The organism is Desulfuromonas sp. AOP6 (assembly GCF_009731355.2).
Taxonomy (GTDB): domain Bacteria; phylum Desulfobacterota; class Desulfuromonadia; order Desulfuromonadales; family SZUA-540; genus SZUA-540.
In genome coordinates, this window is record NZ_AP022810.1 from 278,893 (window position 1) to 294,914 (window position 16,022).

The 16,022-nt window shown below is 57.7% G+C and carries 13 protein-coding genes; 3 read left to right on the plus strand and 10 right to left on the minus strand.

Annotated elements, in window-relative coordinates:
- Window positions 1-19: 19 nt before the first annotated feature.
- Both AOP6_RS01350 and AOP6_RS01355 read right to left on the minus strand, forming a co-directional pair.
- Window positions 20-2,266 (minus strand): bifunctional diguanylate cyclase/phosphodiesterase, encoded by a 2,247-nt coding sequence (locus AOP6_RS01350; RefSeq protein ID WP_155874846.1) that lies wholly within the window; start codon window positions 2,264-2,266, stop codon window positions 20-22.
- Entirely contained in the window at window positions 2,263-3,294 is a 1,032-nt protein-coding gene (locus AOP6_RS01355; RefSeq protein WP_155874847.1) for a ribonuclease Z, read from the minus strand. Before AOP6_RS01355 ends, AOP6_RS01350 begins: the two co-directional genes overlap by 4 nt.
- A 179-nt stretch (window positions 3,295-3,473) precedes the next feature.
- On the opposite strand from AOP6_RS01355, the gene AOP6_RS01360 reads away from it, so the two are divergent.
- Entirely contained in the window at window positions 3,474-4,940 is a 1,467-nt protein-coding gene (locus AOP6_RS01360; RefSeq protein ID WP_155874848.1) for a cytochrome c family protein, read from the plus strand.
- 94 nt (window positions 4,941-5,034) lie between these two features.
- On the opposite strand, the gene AOP6_RS01365 is transcribed toward AOP6_RS01360, so the two are convergent.
- The 4 genes from AOP6_RS01365 to AOP6_RS01380 form a co-directional block, all read right to left on the minus strand.
- Window positions 5,035-6,423, minus strand: a complete 1,389-nt coding sequence (locus tag AOP6_RS01365; protein ID WP_155874849.1) for a DegQ family serine endoprotease — start codon at window positions 6,421-6,423, stop codon at window positions 5,035-5,037.
- A gap of 164 nt (window positions 6,424-6,587) precedes the next feature.
- The gene (locus AOP6_RS01370) at window positions 6,588-8,015 is read right to left on the minus strand and encodes a heavy metal sensor histidine kinase (protein ID WP_155874850.1); all 1,428 of its coding nucleotides are present in this window, start codon (window positions 8,013-8,015) and stop codon (window positions 6,588-6,590) included.
- The gene (locus AOP6_RS01375) at window positions 8,016-8,687 is read right to left on the minus strand and encodes a response regulator transcription factor (RefSeq protein ID WP_155874851.1); all 672 of its coding nucleotides are present in this window, start codon (window positions 8,685-8,687) and stop codon (window positions 8,016-8,018) included.
- Between the two features lie 94 nt (window positions 8,688-8,781).
- The gene (locus AOP6_RS01380; RefSeq protein ID WP_155874852.1) at window positions 8,782-9,588 is read right to left on the minus strand and encodes a pyruvate, water dikinase regulatory protein; all 807 of its coding nucleotides are present in this window, start codon (window positions 9,586-9,588) and stop codon (window positions 8,782-8,784) included.
- 228 nt (window positions 9,589-9,816) lie between these two features.
- On the opposite strand from AOP6_RS01380, the gene prmA reads away from it, so the two are divergent.
- Both prmA and AOP6_RS01390 read left to right on the plus strand, forming a co-directional pair.
- Window positions 9,817-10,740 carry a 50S ribosomal protein L11 methyltransferase gene (gene prmA, locus AOP6_RS01385; RefSeq protein ID WP_155874853.1) on the plus strand — a complete coding sequence of 308 codons (924 nt, stop codon included), beginning with the start codon at window positions 9,817-9,819 and terminating at the stop codon, window positions 10,738-10,740.
- The gene (locus AOP6_RS01390) at window positions 10,741-11,484 is read left to right on the plus strand and encodes a 16S rRNA (uracil(1498)-N(3))-methyltransferase (RefSeq protein WP_155874854.1); all 744 of its coding nucleotides are present in this window, start codon (window positions 10,741-10,743) and stop codon (window positions 11,482-11,484) included.
- A 24-nt stretch (window positions 11,485-11,508) separates the two neighbouring features.
- Here AOP6_RS01390 and AOP6_RS01395 read toward each other — a convergent pair whose 3' ends face one another.
- The 4 genes from AOP6_RS01395 to AOP6_RS01410 form a co-directional block, all read right to left on the minus strand.
- Window positions 11,509-12,771, minus strand: coding sequence for a general secretion pathway protein GspE (locus AOP6_RS01395; RefSeq protein ID WP_213194704.1), 1,263 nt, complete (start codon window positions 12,769-12,771; stop codon window positions 11,509-11,511).
- Between the two features lie 72 nt (window positions 12,772-12,843).
- Complete coding sequence (locus AOP6_RS01400) at window positions 12,844-13,476, minus strand: hydroxyacylglutathione hydrolase family protein (RefSeq protein ID WP_155874856.1); 633 nt, start codon at window positions 13,474-13,476, stop codon at window positions 12,844-12,846.
- Complete coding sequence (locus AOP6_RS01405; RefSeq protein ID WP_155874857.1) at window positions 13,470-13,688, minus strand: hypothetical protein; 219 nt, start codon at window positions 13,686-13,688, stop codon at window positions 13,470-13,472. The genes AOP6_RS01400 and AOP6_RS01405 overlap by 7 nt, the downstream gene beginning before the upstream one ends.
- A gap of 105 nt (window positions 13,689-13,793) precedes the next feature.
- On the minus strand, window positions 13,794-15,851 hold the full coding sequence (locus tag AOP6_RS01410) for a BCCT family transporter (protein WP_155874858.1): 2,058 nt from the start codon (window positions 15,849-15,851) through the stop codon (window positions 13,794-13,796).
- Between the last annotated feature and the right edge of the window lie 171 nt (window positions 15,852-16,022).

Below are 16,022 nucleotides of genomic sequence, written 5' to 3' on the forward strand. Positions count from 1 at the left end.
TATTTGACCCTGATTAAAATCAGTTTCTGGTCAGGCTGGCCACAAAGGCATGCACTGCTTCGGCAGACAGCGGGCGAGAACAGAGAAAGCCCTGCATGTCGGTACAGCCCTTTTGCAGAAGATAGTCAAGCTGCGCAGGCGTTTCCACGCCCTCGGCCAGGACCTGGAGATTGAGGCTGCGGGCCAGGGCAATGACGGAGGCTGTGATAGCGGCATCATCATGGTCTTCGGGCACGCCGCTGATGAAGGACTGATCGATCTTGAGACGGTCGATAGGAAAATGTTTGAGGTAGTTGAGGGACGAATAGCCGGTGCCGAAATCGTCGATGGAGAGGCGAATCCCCAGCGACCTGAGTTTCCTGAGGGTCTCGACAGTATCCCCGGCGTTATCCATCAGCATGCTTTCCGTCAATTCCAGTTCCAGATGGCTTGGGTTCAGGCCCGTTTCGGCCAGGGTCTGCTTGACCATCTGGACCAGATTGGGTTCCTTGAACTGTTTTGGGGACAGGTTGACGGCTATGGTGACCGGGCCCAGAATTTTTTCCCAGATCAGGCTCTGTTCACAGGCGGTTTTCAGCACCCAGCGGCCGATGGGGAGTATTAGATTCGTCTCTTCGGCCAGAGGGATAAAGCTGCCGGGAGAAATCAACCCGTTTTCCGGGTGATTCCAGCGCAGCAGAGCTTCAAAGCCAAGGAGGCGGTTCTGCGCCATATCCATTTGGGGTTGATATTCCAGGAACAACTCATCTCTTTCCAGTGCCAAACGTAAATCATTGGTCAACAGCAGTCGCTGCAATGCCTTGGCGTTCATCTCGTCAGAGAAAAACTGGTAGGTGTTGCGCCCCCGGCTTTTGGCCTGATACATGGCGGCGTCCGCATTTTTGAGGAGGGTGTCGGCGTCCCGGCCGCTTCTTGGAAAGGTCGCCAGCCCCAGGCTGGGTGTTATGGTGACCGCCATACGGCTCAGCTGGAAAGGGTGAGCGAATTGCTCAAGGACCTTGTCGGCGACCATGGCGGCGTCGCTTTCAATTTTCAGGTCGGGGAGGAGAAAGGCGAACTCATCGCCGCCGAAACGCGAAACCGTATCGCTTTCGCGAATCGCCACAGCCAGCCGTTTGGCAACTTCCTTGAGCAGCAGATCGCCCTGGGCGTGCCCGAGGGAGTCGTTGATGGATTTGAAGTGATCGAGGTCAAGAAAAGCCACCCCCACCATGTGTTTGTGCCGCCGGGCCCTGGCCAGCTCCTGTTCAAGGCGGTCGTGGAAGAGGTCGCGGTTGGGCAGATTGGTGAGGGTATCGTAATAGGCCAGCCGCTCGATGCGCGCCTCCGCTTTCTTGCGCTCGGTAATATCCCGAAAAATGCCGCGGGTGGCGACAGGCCTGCCGTTTTCAAAGCGGCAGTTAACGCTTCCTTCGATAAGAATTTTTTCGCCCTTTTTGGTGACAAACTCAGCTTCGAGGCGTCCCACCTTTTTACCGGCGAGCAGTTCTTGGAACGTCATGAGGCAGTGATCAGTGCTGTCGGCATGAATAAACTGGGACATGTGGAGGTTCTGCGACTCTTCCAGGGTATAACCCAGCGCCTCGCGCCAGGCCCGATTGACATAGAGAATTTTGCCCGAGGACGAGGTGCTCTGGATGAGATCGTTGGCATTTTCCAGAAGATCCAGATAGCGGGCCTCACTCTCCCGGAGTTCCTGCTCAATGCGGCGGCGCTCGGTCGTGTTACGGATGCTGCCACGGATGGCTATGCCTCCCTTGGTGTATTTGATGGGTCGGCAGGTGTGTTCAATCCATTGCAGCTGGCCTTCTCGCGTGAGCAGGCGCATTTCTCGGGAAGATTCCGCCAGTGCGTCGCGGGCGTCCTCCAGTTGGCTCTGCCACAGGGGCAGGTCGTCGGGGTGAATGATTTTTTCTACGAGCCCGGGTTGGTCGAGAAACTCCTGCGGCGAAAACCCGGAAATGGAAAGACAGGCCGGAGACAGATAGGAGAAGCTGCCATCCGGTCTCTGCAGATAGACGCAGTCGGAGGAAAAGTCAGAGATGAGGCGATAACGGGTGGTGGCGCGATGCAGACGGACATGCCAGAGTCCGAAAAGAAGACCGAAAAGTGCGCCAATCAAAGAAGACGCGATGTAGGCCCGGGGGTTGAGGGCAAGAGCCCACCCGCCCAGAAACCATTTCTGTATGGCCGACGTGAAGACCAGAAGGGCCATGCCGGAGAAGGTGGATCGGATAAGGAAAAAAAAGATTGTTTTTTCAGTCATGGTGTTTCGGGATCCTGTCGGCCTTCTGTTGTATTCAAGCCCGAAAAGGCGGCCATTGCTTCGTTTAGAAGCAGCTCTTCACCATGCAGGTAGCGGGGAGAGTGGTGAAAAACGAGAAGTTTTCTTGCTTCGGCGGCTCGGGCGATCTCCCCGGAAAGTCGGGCCGTCAAATGATTCCTTTGTCTGGCCCGGTCAAGGTCGGTGTGGGCAAAGACCGCTTCGATGACCAGCAGGTGAGCCTGTCTCGCCAGCGTGATGATGGTCTGCATGTTCTCTTCGGAAGGAGAGGCATCCGTGGCATAGGCGATCTTCATGCCCTGCTCGCTGTGGGCGATGGCACGATGAAGCTGTCCTAAGGATACGTGTAAAGTCCCTCCGCTGGCAAGAGGAACCTCCAGCAGAGCCTCCTTGTCGGTTCCCTGGCGCCATAGGTCCTTGAAGCGGGTCAGCCAGGGGCCTGGCAGCAGGCCTTCCCTTTCGAGGGCGTTCTTGTGGATGGCGATGTGCAGGGATTCCTCCAGGCTGAAAGCGAGCGAGGTGATGTCGCCATGGGCCAGTGGAACGGCGCGCACCTGGTAGTGAGGGGTCTGGTGCAAAAGGCCGCCGGTGCAGTCGAATGCTGTGGGCTCGCCAGCGGCAAAAGCCCTGGCGGCCTCGAAACGGACCTCTTTACCAGCGCCTTCGCCCCATTCGCGCACGACCAGTGTGAAAGCCAGGTCGTCAAAGAGGTTCCAGGTATAGCCGGCCAGCCGGTGGCCGATGCGATCAATGATGCCGGGTGGACCGTAGAGGAAGAGGGTATGGTCGCTGTAGAGAAAGCCGCGCAGCAGGCTGTCGAAGCCGATAAGGTGGTCGATATGGGCATGGGAGATGAAAACCGCGCCGATGCGGTTTCGGCATCCTGGCGGCAGCAGATGCAGGTCGCCGCAGTCAAAGAGCAGGGCCTCCCTGTGGTGCGCGTGGCGAACGTAGAGAGCCGGGTCGCCGAAGGGACCATTGATCAGTTGTGGGTAGAAGACGGAGCGCATGATACAGATCCTGTTCCCGAAGGGAAAAAAGATGGGGTCCTCGCTTTTTATTTGTGAGAAAGTCAAATTTCGCCAAGCCACTCTATTGACAGTTTTCGGCTTCCGGTTACTTTTACTTTAACATGAATTGCCCGTAATCCGCCGGTGAATGGGCCGGCGCCATAAAAGGAGGAACTGTGATGAAGAAGGGTCAAACAAGATGGCTTCTGGCGACTCTAGGGATATTTTTTCTCCTGAGTGCCGGTGGGGCCGCTGCGCAGAACGAGGTTTTTAACGTAGACAGGGAACTCTATCCTTATTATCCCTCTCTGATAAAGTGGAACAAGTCGGGAGCCGAATTCACGGAACCCGAAACCTGTGCAGGCTGTCATCCCCAGCAATATGAAGAGTGGACGGGGTCGGTGCACGCCTTGGCGTTTCAGGATCCTGTCTACCAGGGTGAACTGGTTCTGGCGGTGAAGGCGGTAGGGCACAACATTTCCAGGCAGTGTGAAGGCTGCCACTCCCCAGCCGGCGTCGTCACCGGCGAAATCAAGGGGCCGGGTCTGAAGGGCCTCAGTCCCATGGCTCTTGCCGGGGTCTCCTGCGACATCTGTCATTCCGTCAGCGGCGTGACCCACTGGCAGACACCCTCCCACGAACCGGAAAACGGCTCGATGATTCTGACTCCCGGCGTCGAAACCCTCAACGGCACTACCTTGATCAAGAGAGGGCCTTCGGCTCCTGAGGATGGTTGCGGCGGCGGTTTCCATGAATGTGAACAGTCGACTCTGCATCAGCGGGCCGATCTGTGCGCATCCTGTCACCAGGTCTATCACTACTCGGCCCATTATCCCCTGGAAGCGACCTACCTGGAGTGGAAACATGGCCCCTACGCCCAGAGAGACATTCTCTGCCAGGATTGTCACATGGTGGACACTCCGACCTTCATGCGCACCGCGGATACCTTTGAAAAGCCCCAGCGCGGTGAATATCACCACTATTTCAACGGCGCCAACTATCTGCTTTATCATCTGGCCCGGTCCGCGGCCGAGAAGAGCGGGAATGCAGACCTGGTGAAGAATCTCGATCACAAATTCCAGATGTCCGTCGATCGGCTCAAGGCCGCGGCCGAATTGGAAATCTCTCCCATCTATGGCGAAAATGCGCTGCAGGAAGTGAAAGTGAGGGTGAAAAACATGCGGGCCGGTCATAACCTGCCGACTTCTCTAACTAATATCCGTGAGATGTGGCTGGAAGTGACGGTGAAGGATGAAAAAGGAAAAACGCTCTACACCAGCGGCGGCCTGGACGATAAGGGTAGTCTGCGGGAAAATACCCGCGTCTTCAATTCGGAGGGGGCTGACGAAAGTTTCCATTTTGTCGTTAACCCCTGGGAGGTTACCTCTTTCTCCAAACATGACACCATTCCCCCCCGTGGATACAAGGATGTGCATTACGGGGTTGGTGGTTTGGTGAAAGAAGGCCGCCTCGATTTTGAGGTACGTCTGCGCTACCGTCAGGCAGACCAGAAGATAGCTGAAAAACTATTGAGCTCGGTCCCTGAAGACATCAACCTCGAAGAGATATATGGCCTTAAGGCGGTACCGCCGCTTCCCGTGGTTGACATGGCTTCAGCCAAAGCCAGCATCGGGGTGCGGCCATAGGGTGATGACCCTGATGCACAGGTACAGGTACAGATAGGAAGAAGGGGTCCTCGCGGAAAGCGGGGACCCCTTCTTCCTTTTGGGCGGTAAAAGCTTAACGAACTTTGAGTGGCGCGTAGAAAAAGCCTTCGCCACGCTGGACCAGAAGACGGATGACTTCATCCTTCTTGGTCTTGGCCACAATCTGCTTGAAGACGCCTACCCTCGGGGTGCTGGTACCGTTGGCTTCGAGGATGAGATCCCCGGCCCGCAGGTTGGCTTCGGCTGCCGGCCCTTCGGGGGCCACGGCGGTGATGAGGACACCCTCGGTCTGCTCCAGCCCATAACGCCGCGCATTGTCGGCGGTAAGATCGGCGACGGAAAGGCCGAGCTGGGCGGATTCGCCGCCTTGCGCCACCTGCTCGGCGCCTTCCTCCTCAAGCAGTCCAACGACGACCGCGAGTTTTTTGGCTTTGCCATCGCGGAAGATTTTCACGGGGACGCTCTTGTTTACAGGGGTCGAAGCGACGAGTCGGGGCAGATCGCTGATGTTGTCAACCCGCTGGCCATCGAAAGAAAGAATGATATCGCCACGGGCCATGCCCGCCTTGTCGGCCGGCGAATTCTTCGTGACGCTGGTCACCAGGGCCCCCTGGGCTTTTTCCAGGCCAAAGGATGCCGCCAGTTCTTCGGAGACAGCCTGTACAGAGACGCCGAGCCAGCCCCGGGTGACGTGGCCTTTTTCCTTGAGCTGGGGGATGATTCCTTTGGCGAGGTCAATGGGAATGGCGAAACCGATGCCTTGCCCGCCCGCGACGATGGCGGTGTTGATGCCGACAACCTCCCCCGAGGCGTTAAAGAGAGGACCGCCGGAGTTGCCGGGGTTGATGGAAGCGTCGGTCTGGATGAAATCGTCATAGGGTCCCGCTCCGATCACCCGCCCTTTGGCGGAGACAATGCCGGCGGTGACGGTCTGTTCGAGACCAAAGGGATTGCCGATGGCCATGACCCATTCTCCTACCCGCAGGCTGTCACTGCTGCCCAGGGTGACGACCGGCAGGTCGGCCCCGGTGTCGATCTTCAACAGGGCCAGATCGATTTTGGGATCGAGTCCCTTGATGGTAGCCGAGAAGGTGCGGCCGTCACTGAGCTGCACCTTGATTTCGTCGGCGCCGCTGACGACATGGTCGTTAGTCAGAATGTAGCCGTCCTCCGAGATGATGAAGCCCGAACCGAGGGAGCGCTGCTTCTGGGGCCTGTTGGGATGCCCCTGAAAAAAGCGGTTGAAGAAGTCATTGAAAAAATCGTCCCTGGGGCCGCCGGGTCCGGGCATGACCGGCAATCGCGGCTGGGTGGTCTTTGAGGTGTTGATGTTGACGACAGCTGGCTTCAGAGCTTGGGAGAGGCTGACGAAGTCGGGAGGTGTGGCCGCTGCAGGCAGGGCGAAGAGCAGAATGGCGATGAGGGCCAGCCACCAAGAGAGACGAAAGGGTGTTCTTTTCATGCATTCCTCCTCGGAGTGGAAAAAAAGGATGCCGAACAGGCGGACGCAGGAAGGTGCCTGCTCGGGAGATGGTCGACAGGAAGTTATGTAGTCACTGCGCCAGCGCTTGTCAATGGCCGGCATTGAAATCGGCCTCGCGGAAGGTGTGTGCAGGAAGGAATCACTCAGTCGGCGGCATCCGGGCCGGCCAGGGGAAGAATGACGGTGAAAGTGCTGCCTTTGCCAGGGGCTGAACGAACCTCGACACGTCCGCGATGAACATCGACAATCCACTTGACGATGGATAGACCCAGACCGGTGCCGCCATCTTCGCGGTTGCGGGCCTCGTCGATGCGGTAGAATCGGTCGAAGATGTGAGGGAGGTGTTCAGCGGGAATGCCCACCCCGGTGTCAGTAATGGACAAAATGGCAAAACCGCTGTCCATGGTGACAGCGATATCGATCCTGCCTCCCGCTGACGTGTACTTGATGGCATTGCCGAGCAGATTGAGGAACATCTGTCTCAGTCGGAGTTCATCCCCCCGCAGCACGATTTCCTCGGCGACCTGCAACTGGAGGCTTATGCTGATCTGCTTTGGCTCCGCCAGGGCTCTGCCCTGAAGATAGAGTTCCTGGATGAGATCACTGAAGCTGAACTCGGTGAGAATCAGTGGGAGGTCGCCTGATTCGCTCTTGGCCAGGGTGAGCAGATCTTCGATGATGCGTCCCATGCGACTGATCTCCTCCATGTTGGAGGCCAGAGCCTTGCGGAACTCCTCCGGTTCCTTGGCCCAGCGCAGGGCGACCTCGGTTTCACCGCGCAGAATGGTCAGAGGGGTGCGCAGTTCGTGGGAAGCGTCGCCGGAAAACTGCTTGATGCGACGGAAGGCATTTTCCAGGTCATCGAGCATCTGGTTGAAGGTGGCGGTCAACTCAGAAATTTCGTCCTGGTTGTTCGTAACGGGCAGGCGTTCGCTCAGATTCTCCGCATTGATCCGTCGGACAGCCCGAGTGATGCGGGCGACGGGCTTCAGAGCCTTGCCGGCCAACAGCCAGGCCCCCAGCGAAGTGATGAGTAAAACAGCCGGCCCCAGCAGGAAAAAGGTGAGGCGCAGGTCGGCGATATCGTGGTCGATGGTGGCCAGACTGTAGCCGAGCTGGACCATGGTGGAATTCCGGTTCCCCGGCTCGATGGGGTAGGTCAGCAGGCGAATGGGATGGTGGTCCAGCTTTTCGAGGGTCTCGAAATAGGGGATTCCCCGCTCGGCGTGCTGCAGGGCCGTCTTGCTCAGAGGCAGGCTGAAGTTCTGCAGGTTGCTGGAAGAACAGGCTATACTTCCCCGTTCGTTGAGTATCTGTACGTATTCGCCCCAGTTGCGTTGACGCAGATAGGCCTCCAGTCGTTCACAGGGCGTACTGCCGGTCTGATTTTCATGCAGAATGCTGCTGAAGGTGCTGACATCGGCGGCAATGAGCAGCAGCCGTTCATCTACATGCCCGAGCTGGTTTCTCGACAGGTAGCCGCTCAGACCATAACCGCTGGCCGTCAGGATGACGGCCAGGGCCAGGGCATAAAGGCAGGTCAGACGAAATCGGATGGAGCGGAGGAGCAACTATTCCTCCTTCAGGACGTATCCCACGCCGCGAACGGTATGGATCAGTTTGTTATCGTAATCGCGATCCACCTTTTTCCGCAGATAATTGACATAGACATCGATGATGTTGGTGAAGGAATCAAAGGTATAATCCCAGACATGTTCGGCGATCATGGTCCGTGTCAGGATCTGATTGGGGTTGCGCATGAAGTATTCGAGCAGCGCATATTCCTTGGCCGTCAGGTCGATCTCCTTGTTGCTGCGCCAGACCTTGTGGGCAACGGGATCAAGGCGCAGATCGGCAAAGAGGAGTTCGGCCCCACGATCCTTTTTGCCGCGCCGCAGCAGGGCTTTAACGCGCGCGAGGAGTTCGGCGAAAGCGAAAGGTTTGGTAAGATAGTCGTCACTGCCGGAATCGAGGCCCGACACGATGTCCTGCACGGTGTCCTTGGCGGTCAGACAGAGAACGGGATGGCTTATCTGCCTCTTGCGAAGCTCCTTGATGACGGTGAGGCCGTCCATCTTCGGCAGCATGATATCCATGATGACGAGGTCGTAGGGGTTGCTCTCCCCCATATAGAGGCCCTCTTCTCCATCATAGGCGATGTCCACCTCGTAGTTTTCCTCTTCCAGACCTCGCTTGATAAAGCTGGCGACTTTTTTTTCGTCTTCTACGACAAGAATGCGCATCCTGTTCTCCTTTGGTTCCGCAGGGGAACGTTGACAGTGATGATTAAACGATCCCGGCCTGTTTCTGGGTGCCGGACAGGGGATATAACTGCAATTAGGTCAGTTTTAATTTGACGAGCACTTCGTTGGCCGTCTCTTCCACGGCTTTTCCCGACACGTCGATCACGACCCACCCCTGTCGTCGGAAAAAGGCCTTGGCGTAGGCCAATTCCTCTTCGATTTTTTCATAGTCGGCGTAGGCCGTGCGGGAGGCCTGACCGAGATTGCGCAGTCGGGCGGCCCGCAATTCCATCAGGCGCTCGGGATCAATGACCAGTCCGGCGACCTTCTGGGGGTCGACATGGAATATTTCCTCGGGGAGGTCTATCCCCTGTACCATGGGCACATTGGCCACCTTCCAGCCGCGATGAGCCAGGTAGATGGACAAAGGGGTCTTACTGGAGCGTGAGATGCCGACCAGAACGATATCCGCCTTGGTGAGGTGGCGGGTTTCCTGACCATCATCGTGGCGCACGGTGAACTCTACCGCATCAATGCGTCGAAAATAATCCTCGTCGATCCGGTGCAGCAGTCCGGGAGTTTCTCCGGGGGAGCGCCCGAAGAATTCCGCCAGTTTCATCAGCAGGGGCGTAATAAGGTCCAGGCAGGAAAGGCCGAGGGCATCGCATTCGTCATGAACAAGTTGGGCCAGGTCGCGATTGACGATGGTGTAGACAACGATGGCATTCTGCTTCAGAGCCTGATCCAGGGCCTCGTAAACCTGGCTCTTGGTCCTGACGTTGCTGATCCGGTTAACTTTGACCTCTTTATCCCGGAACTGGGTCAGGCCCGCCATGACGATCTTCTCAGCCGTTTCTCCAGTGGCGTCAGAGAGCAGATATACGAGTTGGGGAGACCCCATGGAATATCCTCATGAATGTTTCATTAGCAGTTTAGCATGGATGCTGTTGCGGGCAATGACAGAGGTTGATCTTGTTTTTTTCTCAGAAGGCCTCTTTTGCCCATGGATCTGAACGCCTATCACTTAGAGTAGGAGCCTCATTAAAAGACCTCCTAATTAAATTTCATGCACGGCCAATTTGTCAAGGTTTTTATTGCTTTTACAAGGGGTCTTTGCTAAACAGTGCCGATGAAAAAGACGTGGCTTGAAATACAAATTTTGGTTCCAGCCACCGGCATCGACCTGGTGTGCGGTGAACTGACGGAGCTCGGCTGTGAGGGCATCACTGTGGAAGAGCGGCCCCTTGACACCTTTGTGCCGCCCGACCCTGATGAAATCCTCGCCGATGAACAAGTCATCAAGGCCTATTTTCCCGATGAAGGTGACGCCCTGTCCCTTTGCCGGGGCATCCAGGAACGACTGGAATACCTGCAGCCCTTTGTCCCCGGCCTTGTCGCTGCCTTGCCCGATGCGTTGCCGGTCCGAACGGAAGACTGGGCGCAAAACTGGAAACAGCACTTCCAGGCTGTTCGTATCGGCAGCCGTCTGGTCATCAAGCCGACCTGGGAAGAGTTCATCCCTGAGTCTGACGATGTCATCGTGCAACTCGATCCGGGCATGGCTTTCGGAACAGGTACCCACGGCACCACACGTCTGTGCCTGGAAGCGCTGGCGGCGCTTTTCGAGGGCGAGCATCCTCCTCGACGGGTGCTCGATGTCGGTACCGGGTCGGGCATTCTTGCCATCGCCGCCGCCGCTCTCGGTGCCGGGCGCGTACTTGCCTGCGATATCGAAGAGGAAGCCTGCCGCACGGCTCGCGCCAATGCTGAGCTCAATGGTGTAGAGGCGCGGATCGAGGTGACTGGTGCGCCTCTCGAAAGTCTTGAAGGGGGATTCGACCTGGTGCTGGCCAATATCCTCGCCGAAGAAAATATCCGCCTGGCGCCAGAACTGATCTCCCGGCTTAACCCCGGTGGTGCCCTGATTCTCTCCGGTATTCTGATGGAGAAGGAGCCCGCCGTCGTTGAGGCCTTCGCCACTTATCCCCTGTCGTCTCCCCACATCACCCACCTGGAAGAATGGTCCTGCCTGCTGTACCGCGCCGGTGCCTGAATGCTGCGCTTCTTTGTCTCCCCGGATAGGCTTCAGAGCGACGAGATTAACCTGCCAGAGGAGGTTTTTCACCATCTGCGCGTAGTGCTGAGACGTTCGCAAGGGGAGGAGATCCTGCTGCTCGACGGTCTTGGCGGTGTGTGCCGGTGCCGGGTCGATGTCCTCGGCAAAAAAGGGGGGACAGCCAAGATTCTGGAGCGCTGGCAGGAGGTGGAGACAGCCTTTCCCGTCTATCTGTTGCAGGGGCTGCCCAAGGGAGACAAGCTCGATCTGGTCCTGCAGAAGGGGACGGAACTCGGGATCGGGGCGTTCACACCAGTAATTTCCGCACGCAGCGTTCCCGTTCGCGACGCCGAGCGTGAAGACAGGCGGGTGCAGCGCTGGCAGAAGATTATTCAGGAGGCGGCCAGGCAGTGCCGGCGCTCTCACTTACCCCGGCTGCATGCCGCGCAGTCGCTGGAAGACACCCTGGCTTCCTGTCGGGCTGATCTCAAGCTGATGCTGTGGGAAGAGGAAAGCCGACCCCTGAACGAGGTTCTTTCCGGACAAAGTCCCCGTGACGTCGCTGTTCTGGTGGGGCCGGAAGGTGGTTTTACTGCTGACGAGGCTGCCTCAGCCCGCCGCTTCGGCTTTGTTCCGGTGCGTTGCGGACCCCGCATTCTGCGGAGCGAAACCGCAGGATTTGCTGTCGCTGCCGTGTTGCAATATCTCTATGGCGATCTGGGCAGAGGGGGCGATCTCTAGATCGTCGTCGATCCCACGATCCCATCACATCATCAGGATCTTCTCCCGCAAAATCAGTATTTCAAAAGCCATGGCCGCCTTGGCAAGCAACCGCTGTATTTTGCCGATATGGCTGGACAGGTTGCGGTCCCCTTCCTCCACGTAGAGGATGCACACCACGCGCCCGCCGATCATCAGCGGCATCAGCAGCACCCTGTCCGAAGCCTGTCCGCCCACGCCTTGAATCCAACGGTCATCCAGGGGCGTGCGGGGGATGGTGCCAAGGAAGAAGCTGCGGCCTTCGGCGACGGTCTTCAGGGCCGAGGGGCGGGTTAGAGGGATGCTGACGGTGTTGAAGTGTTCCCTGGCGACGCCCTGGGTGACCGCCTTCCATCCGGAAACGGAATTCCCCCGCACGACAAACAGAGCAGTCTTTCTGAATTCCTTTCCTAAAAAAGACATCAGGGCATTGGCGATATCCTCGCGATCACCGGCATTGGCCAGCCCCGTGAGGACCGTGGGGGGGGCAGGAGCAGCTTTCGGGGCTGGACCCGGGGGGACTTTGGATGGAGAGGGCGTCAGCGGTTGCTGCGGCGGTACAATCGCCTTTTTCTGTTGCAGCGCTGCGAGCTTTTCTCCCAGGGTCGCCGGCTGCCGGGCAGGACCTCGTCGTTCGGAGGCTCGGGGCTGTGGTGTTTGGGTGGGTTTGTCGGCAGGGCCGGAAGGAGAGGCGGTGGCCGCTGAAGGCTTGCCGTTGATGGCCCGCAATTCACCCGAAGGCGAAGATGCCGGTTTCTCCTTGGTTAAGTTTTCGGCCTGGGTGTTCCGGGGCTGGCGTTGGGACATCTTGTCGATGATCTGTTGATAGCGGGAATCGATCGGCTTGTTGTAATACTGGTTCAGGGCCTGCATCAGGCGTATCTCAGGGCTGACCATCGGGGTGATGATGTAGCCGGTGATAAAGGCGATTTCGTCGATAGCCTTGAGGTCATTGGGGTCGGCCATGACCAGGTTCAGTCTTTTTTTATCCAGAGACAGTGGAACGGCGGCATATTTAAGGGCCAATTCCTGTGGCAGCATCCGGATGGTTTCCGCGGGGATGTTCATGAGCTGCTGGGAAGCCACATAAGGCACGGACAGCTGTCGGCTCAGAAAGCGGGCCAGCTCATTTTCATCGATTAAACCCATTTCCAGCAGGCTGGTGCCAATTTTACCCCCATAGAGAACCCTGTTTTTGAGGGCTTCATCAAATTGCTCCCGGGTGATTTGACCGGCTTCCTCCAAGAGGTCGAGCAGAGTCTGAGCCATTTTCATTTCACTCCCTGGTTGTTTTTATGAAGTCTTCCCGCCTGTTCGATGGACAGCTGCAGAACGCGCTGCCTAGGAAACGTCCAGGCGAAGGCGGATGAAGCTGGCGAGGTCTGGACAACGCAGATATGGGTTGTGCTCCTGTTCATAGGCCAGGGTAGACGCAGGGACGGGACCATAATCGTGGCCGGGGAAAACCCGGGTGCCGGGGGGGTAGCCGGCCAAGCGCCGCAGACTGTGATAGAGGGCCTCCACATCGCTGCCAGCCAGGTCGGCGCGGCCGACCCGCGTCACGAAAAGCGTATCTCCAGTAAGGAGAGCGTCGCCGGTATACAGACAGATTGAACCCGGTGAATGACCGGGCGTATGCAGGACGGTCAGGGCGCCTTCGCCCAGCTTAAAGGTCTGGTTATCGGATACGGGGATGTCCGCCGCCTCCACGTCAAGGGGATGGGCGGCCAGTCGGGCCCCCGTTTCGGCCAGGATGGCCGCGTTGCCCGCCACGTGGTCCCGATGACCGTGCGTGTTGAACAGGATTTCGATGGTGACGCCTCTCTTTTTTGCCTCAGCCAGCAGGCGCTCCGGCCAAAAGGAGGGATCCACCGCTGCGCCGACCTTGCTCGTCGGGCAGTAGAGCAGGTAGGAGAAGTTGTCCATGTCGCTGGCGCTCACCTGGACGATGTCGAGACCGGCGGTCGTCACCATAGCTGCTTTGCAGGTTCTACACGGCCCATATGGCAGATTTCGCCGTCAATGATCTTGAACTGGTCTCCGGTCGATTTTACCGTCCAGGCATCCCCCTCGTCGGGGGGAAGGGGAAACTCCCGGCTGCCGAGATAGACGTCCTCTCCGCCGATCATGCCCCACCAGTCCAGCGAGCCGGTCTGCCATATTTTTGTTTTCAGATTGTAAGCCATCGTGGCGCGTCCTCCTTGAGTGTGTTGAGATGCGCCATGATACTGTGACGGCGCCTTAGGGTCAACATGCCAGGGCCGTTCGCCCGACAATAAAGGAGGTCACCGTCATAAATCCTCCTTGTTCAGGATAGGCGGGTTGAGCATCTCGTCGTGCTCCTGCATCTGCCAGGGCAGGCTGCCGGGGGAGATGTGGAGAAAATGCAGATACTTTTCGAACTGGTCAAGAATGTCGTTGATGATCTGCTGTTGGTCATAGCCGTAGATATCATACGATTGCCCGCCGCGGCGCAGGAAAACCTCGGCGCGGTAGTAATGCGGAATATGCTCGTCGGCCCGATCCATTTCAGGATAGGCGAAGTCAGGGCGGGCGTATTCGCACAGGCGGATCTCGTAGATAAAATCGAGCTGGTCGGGCCTGATCACTTCCAGGTAAGCCCGAGCGTTGTCCTCGTCATAGATCACCTCGGCCGGCCAGCCCTGCTCCGCCAATTCTTTCTGCACGTGCGTCATGCTGCCCAGAACCTGTTTGCCAATGAAGGCGGCAACCTCCTCGCGACCGGGAAAATCTACCAGATCGGCCAGACGCTTTTTCCAGCGGCCAGGGCCGCTGATGCCGGGTGCATGGCGAACCCGCCGCATGTGACTCTGCAGACTGGCTTCGGTATGGCTTTCAATGATAAGCGCCCGCCACATGCCTATGGCCGATATAATCATAATGACGGCGAAGGGGAGGGCGCTGGCGATAGTCATGGTTTGCAGGGCATTGAGACCCCCGGCAATGAGCAGGGTCGAGGCAACGACGCCTTCGGTGATGGCCCAGAAGGCCCGCTGCCAGGCTGGGGTGTGGGCAACGCCCCCGGAGGCCAGCGAGTCGATGACCAGCGAACCCGAGTCGGACGAGGTGACGAAGAAGGTGATGATGAGGATTACCGTTACAAAGGAGACGATACTGGTAAAGGGCAGGCGCTCGTACAGTTTGAACAGCGCCAGGGCATGGTCGGCCTGTACTTCGCCGATGAGAGCCGTATAGCCATCGACCATGATAAGGTGCAGGGCCGTGTCGCCGAAGATGGAGAACCACAGGAAGGTGAAAAGCGAGGGAACCAGCATGACACCGAAGACAAACTGTCTAATCGTGCGCCCGCGGCTGATTTTGGCAATAAAGAGACCGACAAAGGGCGCCCAGGCGATGGTCCAGCCAAAGATGAACAGGGTCCAGTTGCCGATCCAGTCGCTGCGGGTGTAAGCCTGCAGGTTGAAAGTCCGCTCAATGATGTTGTTGAGGTAGCTGCCGGTATTCTGCAGGAAGGTTTCCAGGATGAAGATGGTTGGACCGGCGAAGAAGACAAAAAGCATGAGCAGCACAGCCAGAAACATATTGAGAATAGAGAGGTTTTTGACCCCTTTGTCCAGGCCGGCGACAACGGAGAAAAGGGCCAGGCTGGTAATGATGGCGATAGCGATCACCTGTACAGTCGTGCCCACGGGGATGGTTGGCCACAGGTAATTGATACCGGCATTGATCTGGGCCACGGAGAGTCCAAGGGTAGTGGCGATGCCAAACATGGTGCCGAGAATGGCGAAGACATCCACTGTGTGGCCGATGGGGCCGTGGATCCGCTCGCCGATCATGGGAAAAAGAGCCGAACGCATGGATAGAGGCAGGCCGTGGCGGAAGGAAAAGTAAGCCAGCACCAGGCCCACCAGTCCGTAGATCGCCCATATATGAAAGCCCCAGTGAAAAAAGGCGATCTGCATGGCCTGCTTGGCCGAATCCACTGTAGCCGGTGCCCCAGACGGGGGTGAGGCATAGTGCAGCACCGGTTCCGCCACGCCGAAGAAAAGCAGGGCGATACCATAGCCGGCAGAAAAGAGCATGGCGAACCAGGCGGGAAAGCTGTACTGAGGGGCGGCATGGTCAGGGCCGAGCTTAATCTTACCCCAGGGAGAAAAAGCCACCGCCACAATGAAGATGAGGAACGCCGCCACGGCCAGCATGTAGAACCAGCCGAAGGTGCGGGTGATGAAAGCCAGGGTGACTGAGAAAACGGCGCCGGCCCGCTCCGGATTACTGACCGTGCCGATGACCAGCAACAGGGTGACCATGACCGCCGGCACAAAGACGGGGATCAGTATCGTCGAGTTTCTTTTGGACTCGGACATGAATGGTGTCTCCTGAAGGGGGGAAGAAATAAAGCAGCAATTCCCATTGAAACGAAATGGCTGTAAACGCGCCCTGCGAGGGCAGGGACAACAGAAAAAGGATAATGTAAAACGAGGACTTTTCAAGAAACCCGATAATTTAGAAGCCGATTTCACGTTTTGTATCCAGCG

Excerpts from the sequence above, each read along its gene's own strand:
- prmA (WP_155874853.1), top strand. The coding sequence starts at position 9,817 with ATGAAAAAGACGTGGCTTGAAATACAAATTTTGGTTCCAGCCACCGGC.
- AOP6_RS01375 (WP_155874851.1), bottom strand. The coding sequence starts at position 8,687 with ATGCGCATTCTTGTCGTAGAAGACGAAAAAAAAGTCGCCAGCTTTATC.
- AOP6_RS01350 (WP_155874846.1), bottom strand. The coding sequence starts at position 2,266 with ATGACTGAAAAAACAATCTTTTTTTTCCTTATCCGATCCACCTTCTCC.
- AOP6_RS01410 (WP_155874858.1), bottom strand. The coding sequence starts at position 15,851 with ATGTCCGAGTCCAAAAGAAACTCGACGATACTGATCCCCGTCTTTGTG.
- AOP6_RS01360 (WP_155874848.1), top strand. The coding sequence starts at position 3,474 with ATGAAGAAGGGTCAAACAAGATGGCTTCTGGCGACTCTAGGGATATTT.
- AOP6_RS01395 (WP_213194704.1), bottom strand. The coding sequence starts at position 12,771 with ATGGCTCAGACTCTGCTCGACCTCTTGGAGGAAGCCGGTCAAATCACC.
- AOP6_RS01400 (WP_155874856.1), bottom strand. The coding sequence starts at position 13,476 with ATGGTGACGACCGCCGGTCTCGACATCGTCCAGGTGAGCGCCAGCGAC.
- AOP6_RS01405 (WP_155874857.1), bottom strand. The coding sequence starts at position 13,688 with ATGGCTTACAATCTGAAAACAAAAATATGGCAGACCGGCTCGCTGGAC.
- AOP6_RS01380 (WP_155874852.1), bottom strand. The coding sequence starts at position 9,588 with ATGGGGTCTCCCCAACTCGTATATCTGCTCTCTGACGCCACTGGAGAA.
- AOP6_RS01390 (WP_155874854.1), top strand. The coding sequence starts at position 10,741 with ATGCTGCGCTTCTTTGTCTCCCCGGATAGGCTTCAGAGCGACGAGATT.
- AOP6_RS01365 (WP_155874849.1), bottom strand. The coding sequence starts at position 6,423 with ATGAAAAGAACACCCTTTCGTCTCTCTTGGTGGCTGGCCCTCATCGCC.
- AOP6_RS01355 (WP_155874847.1), bottom strand. The coding sequence starts at position 3,294 with ATGCGCTCCGTCTTCTACCCACAACTGATCAATGGTCCCTTCGGCGAC.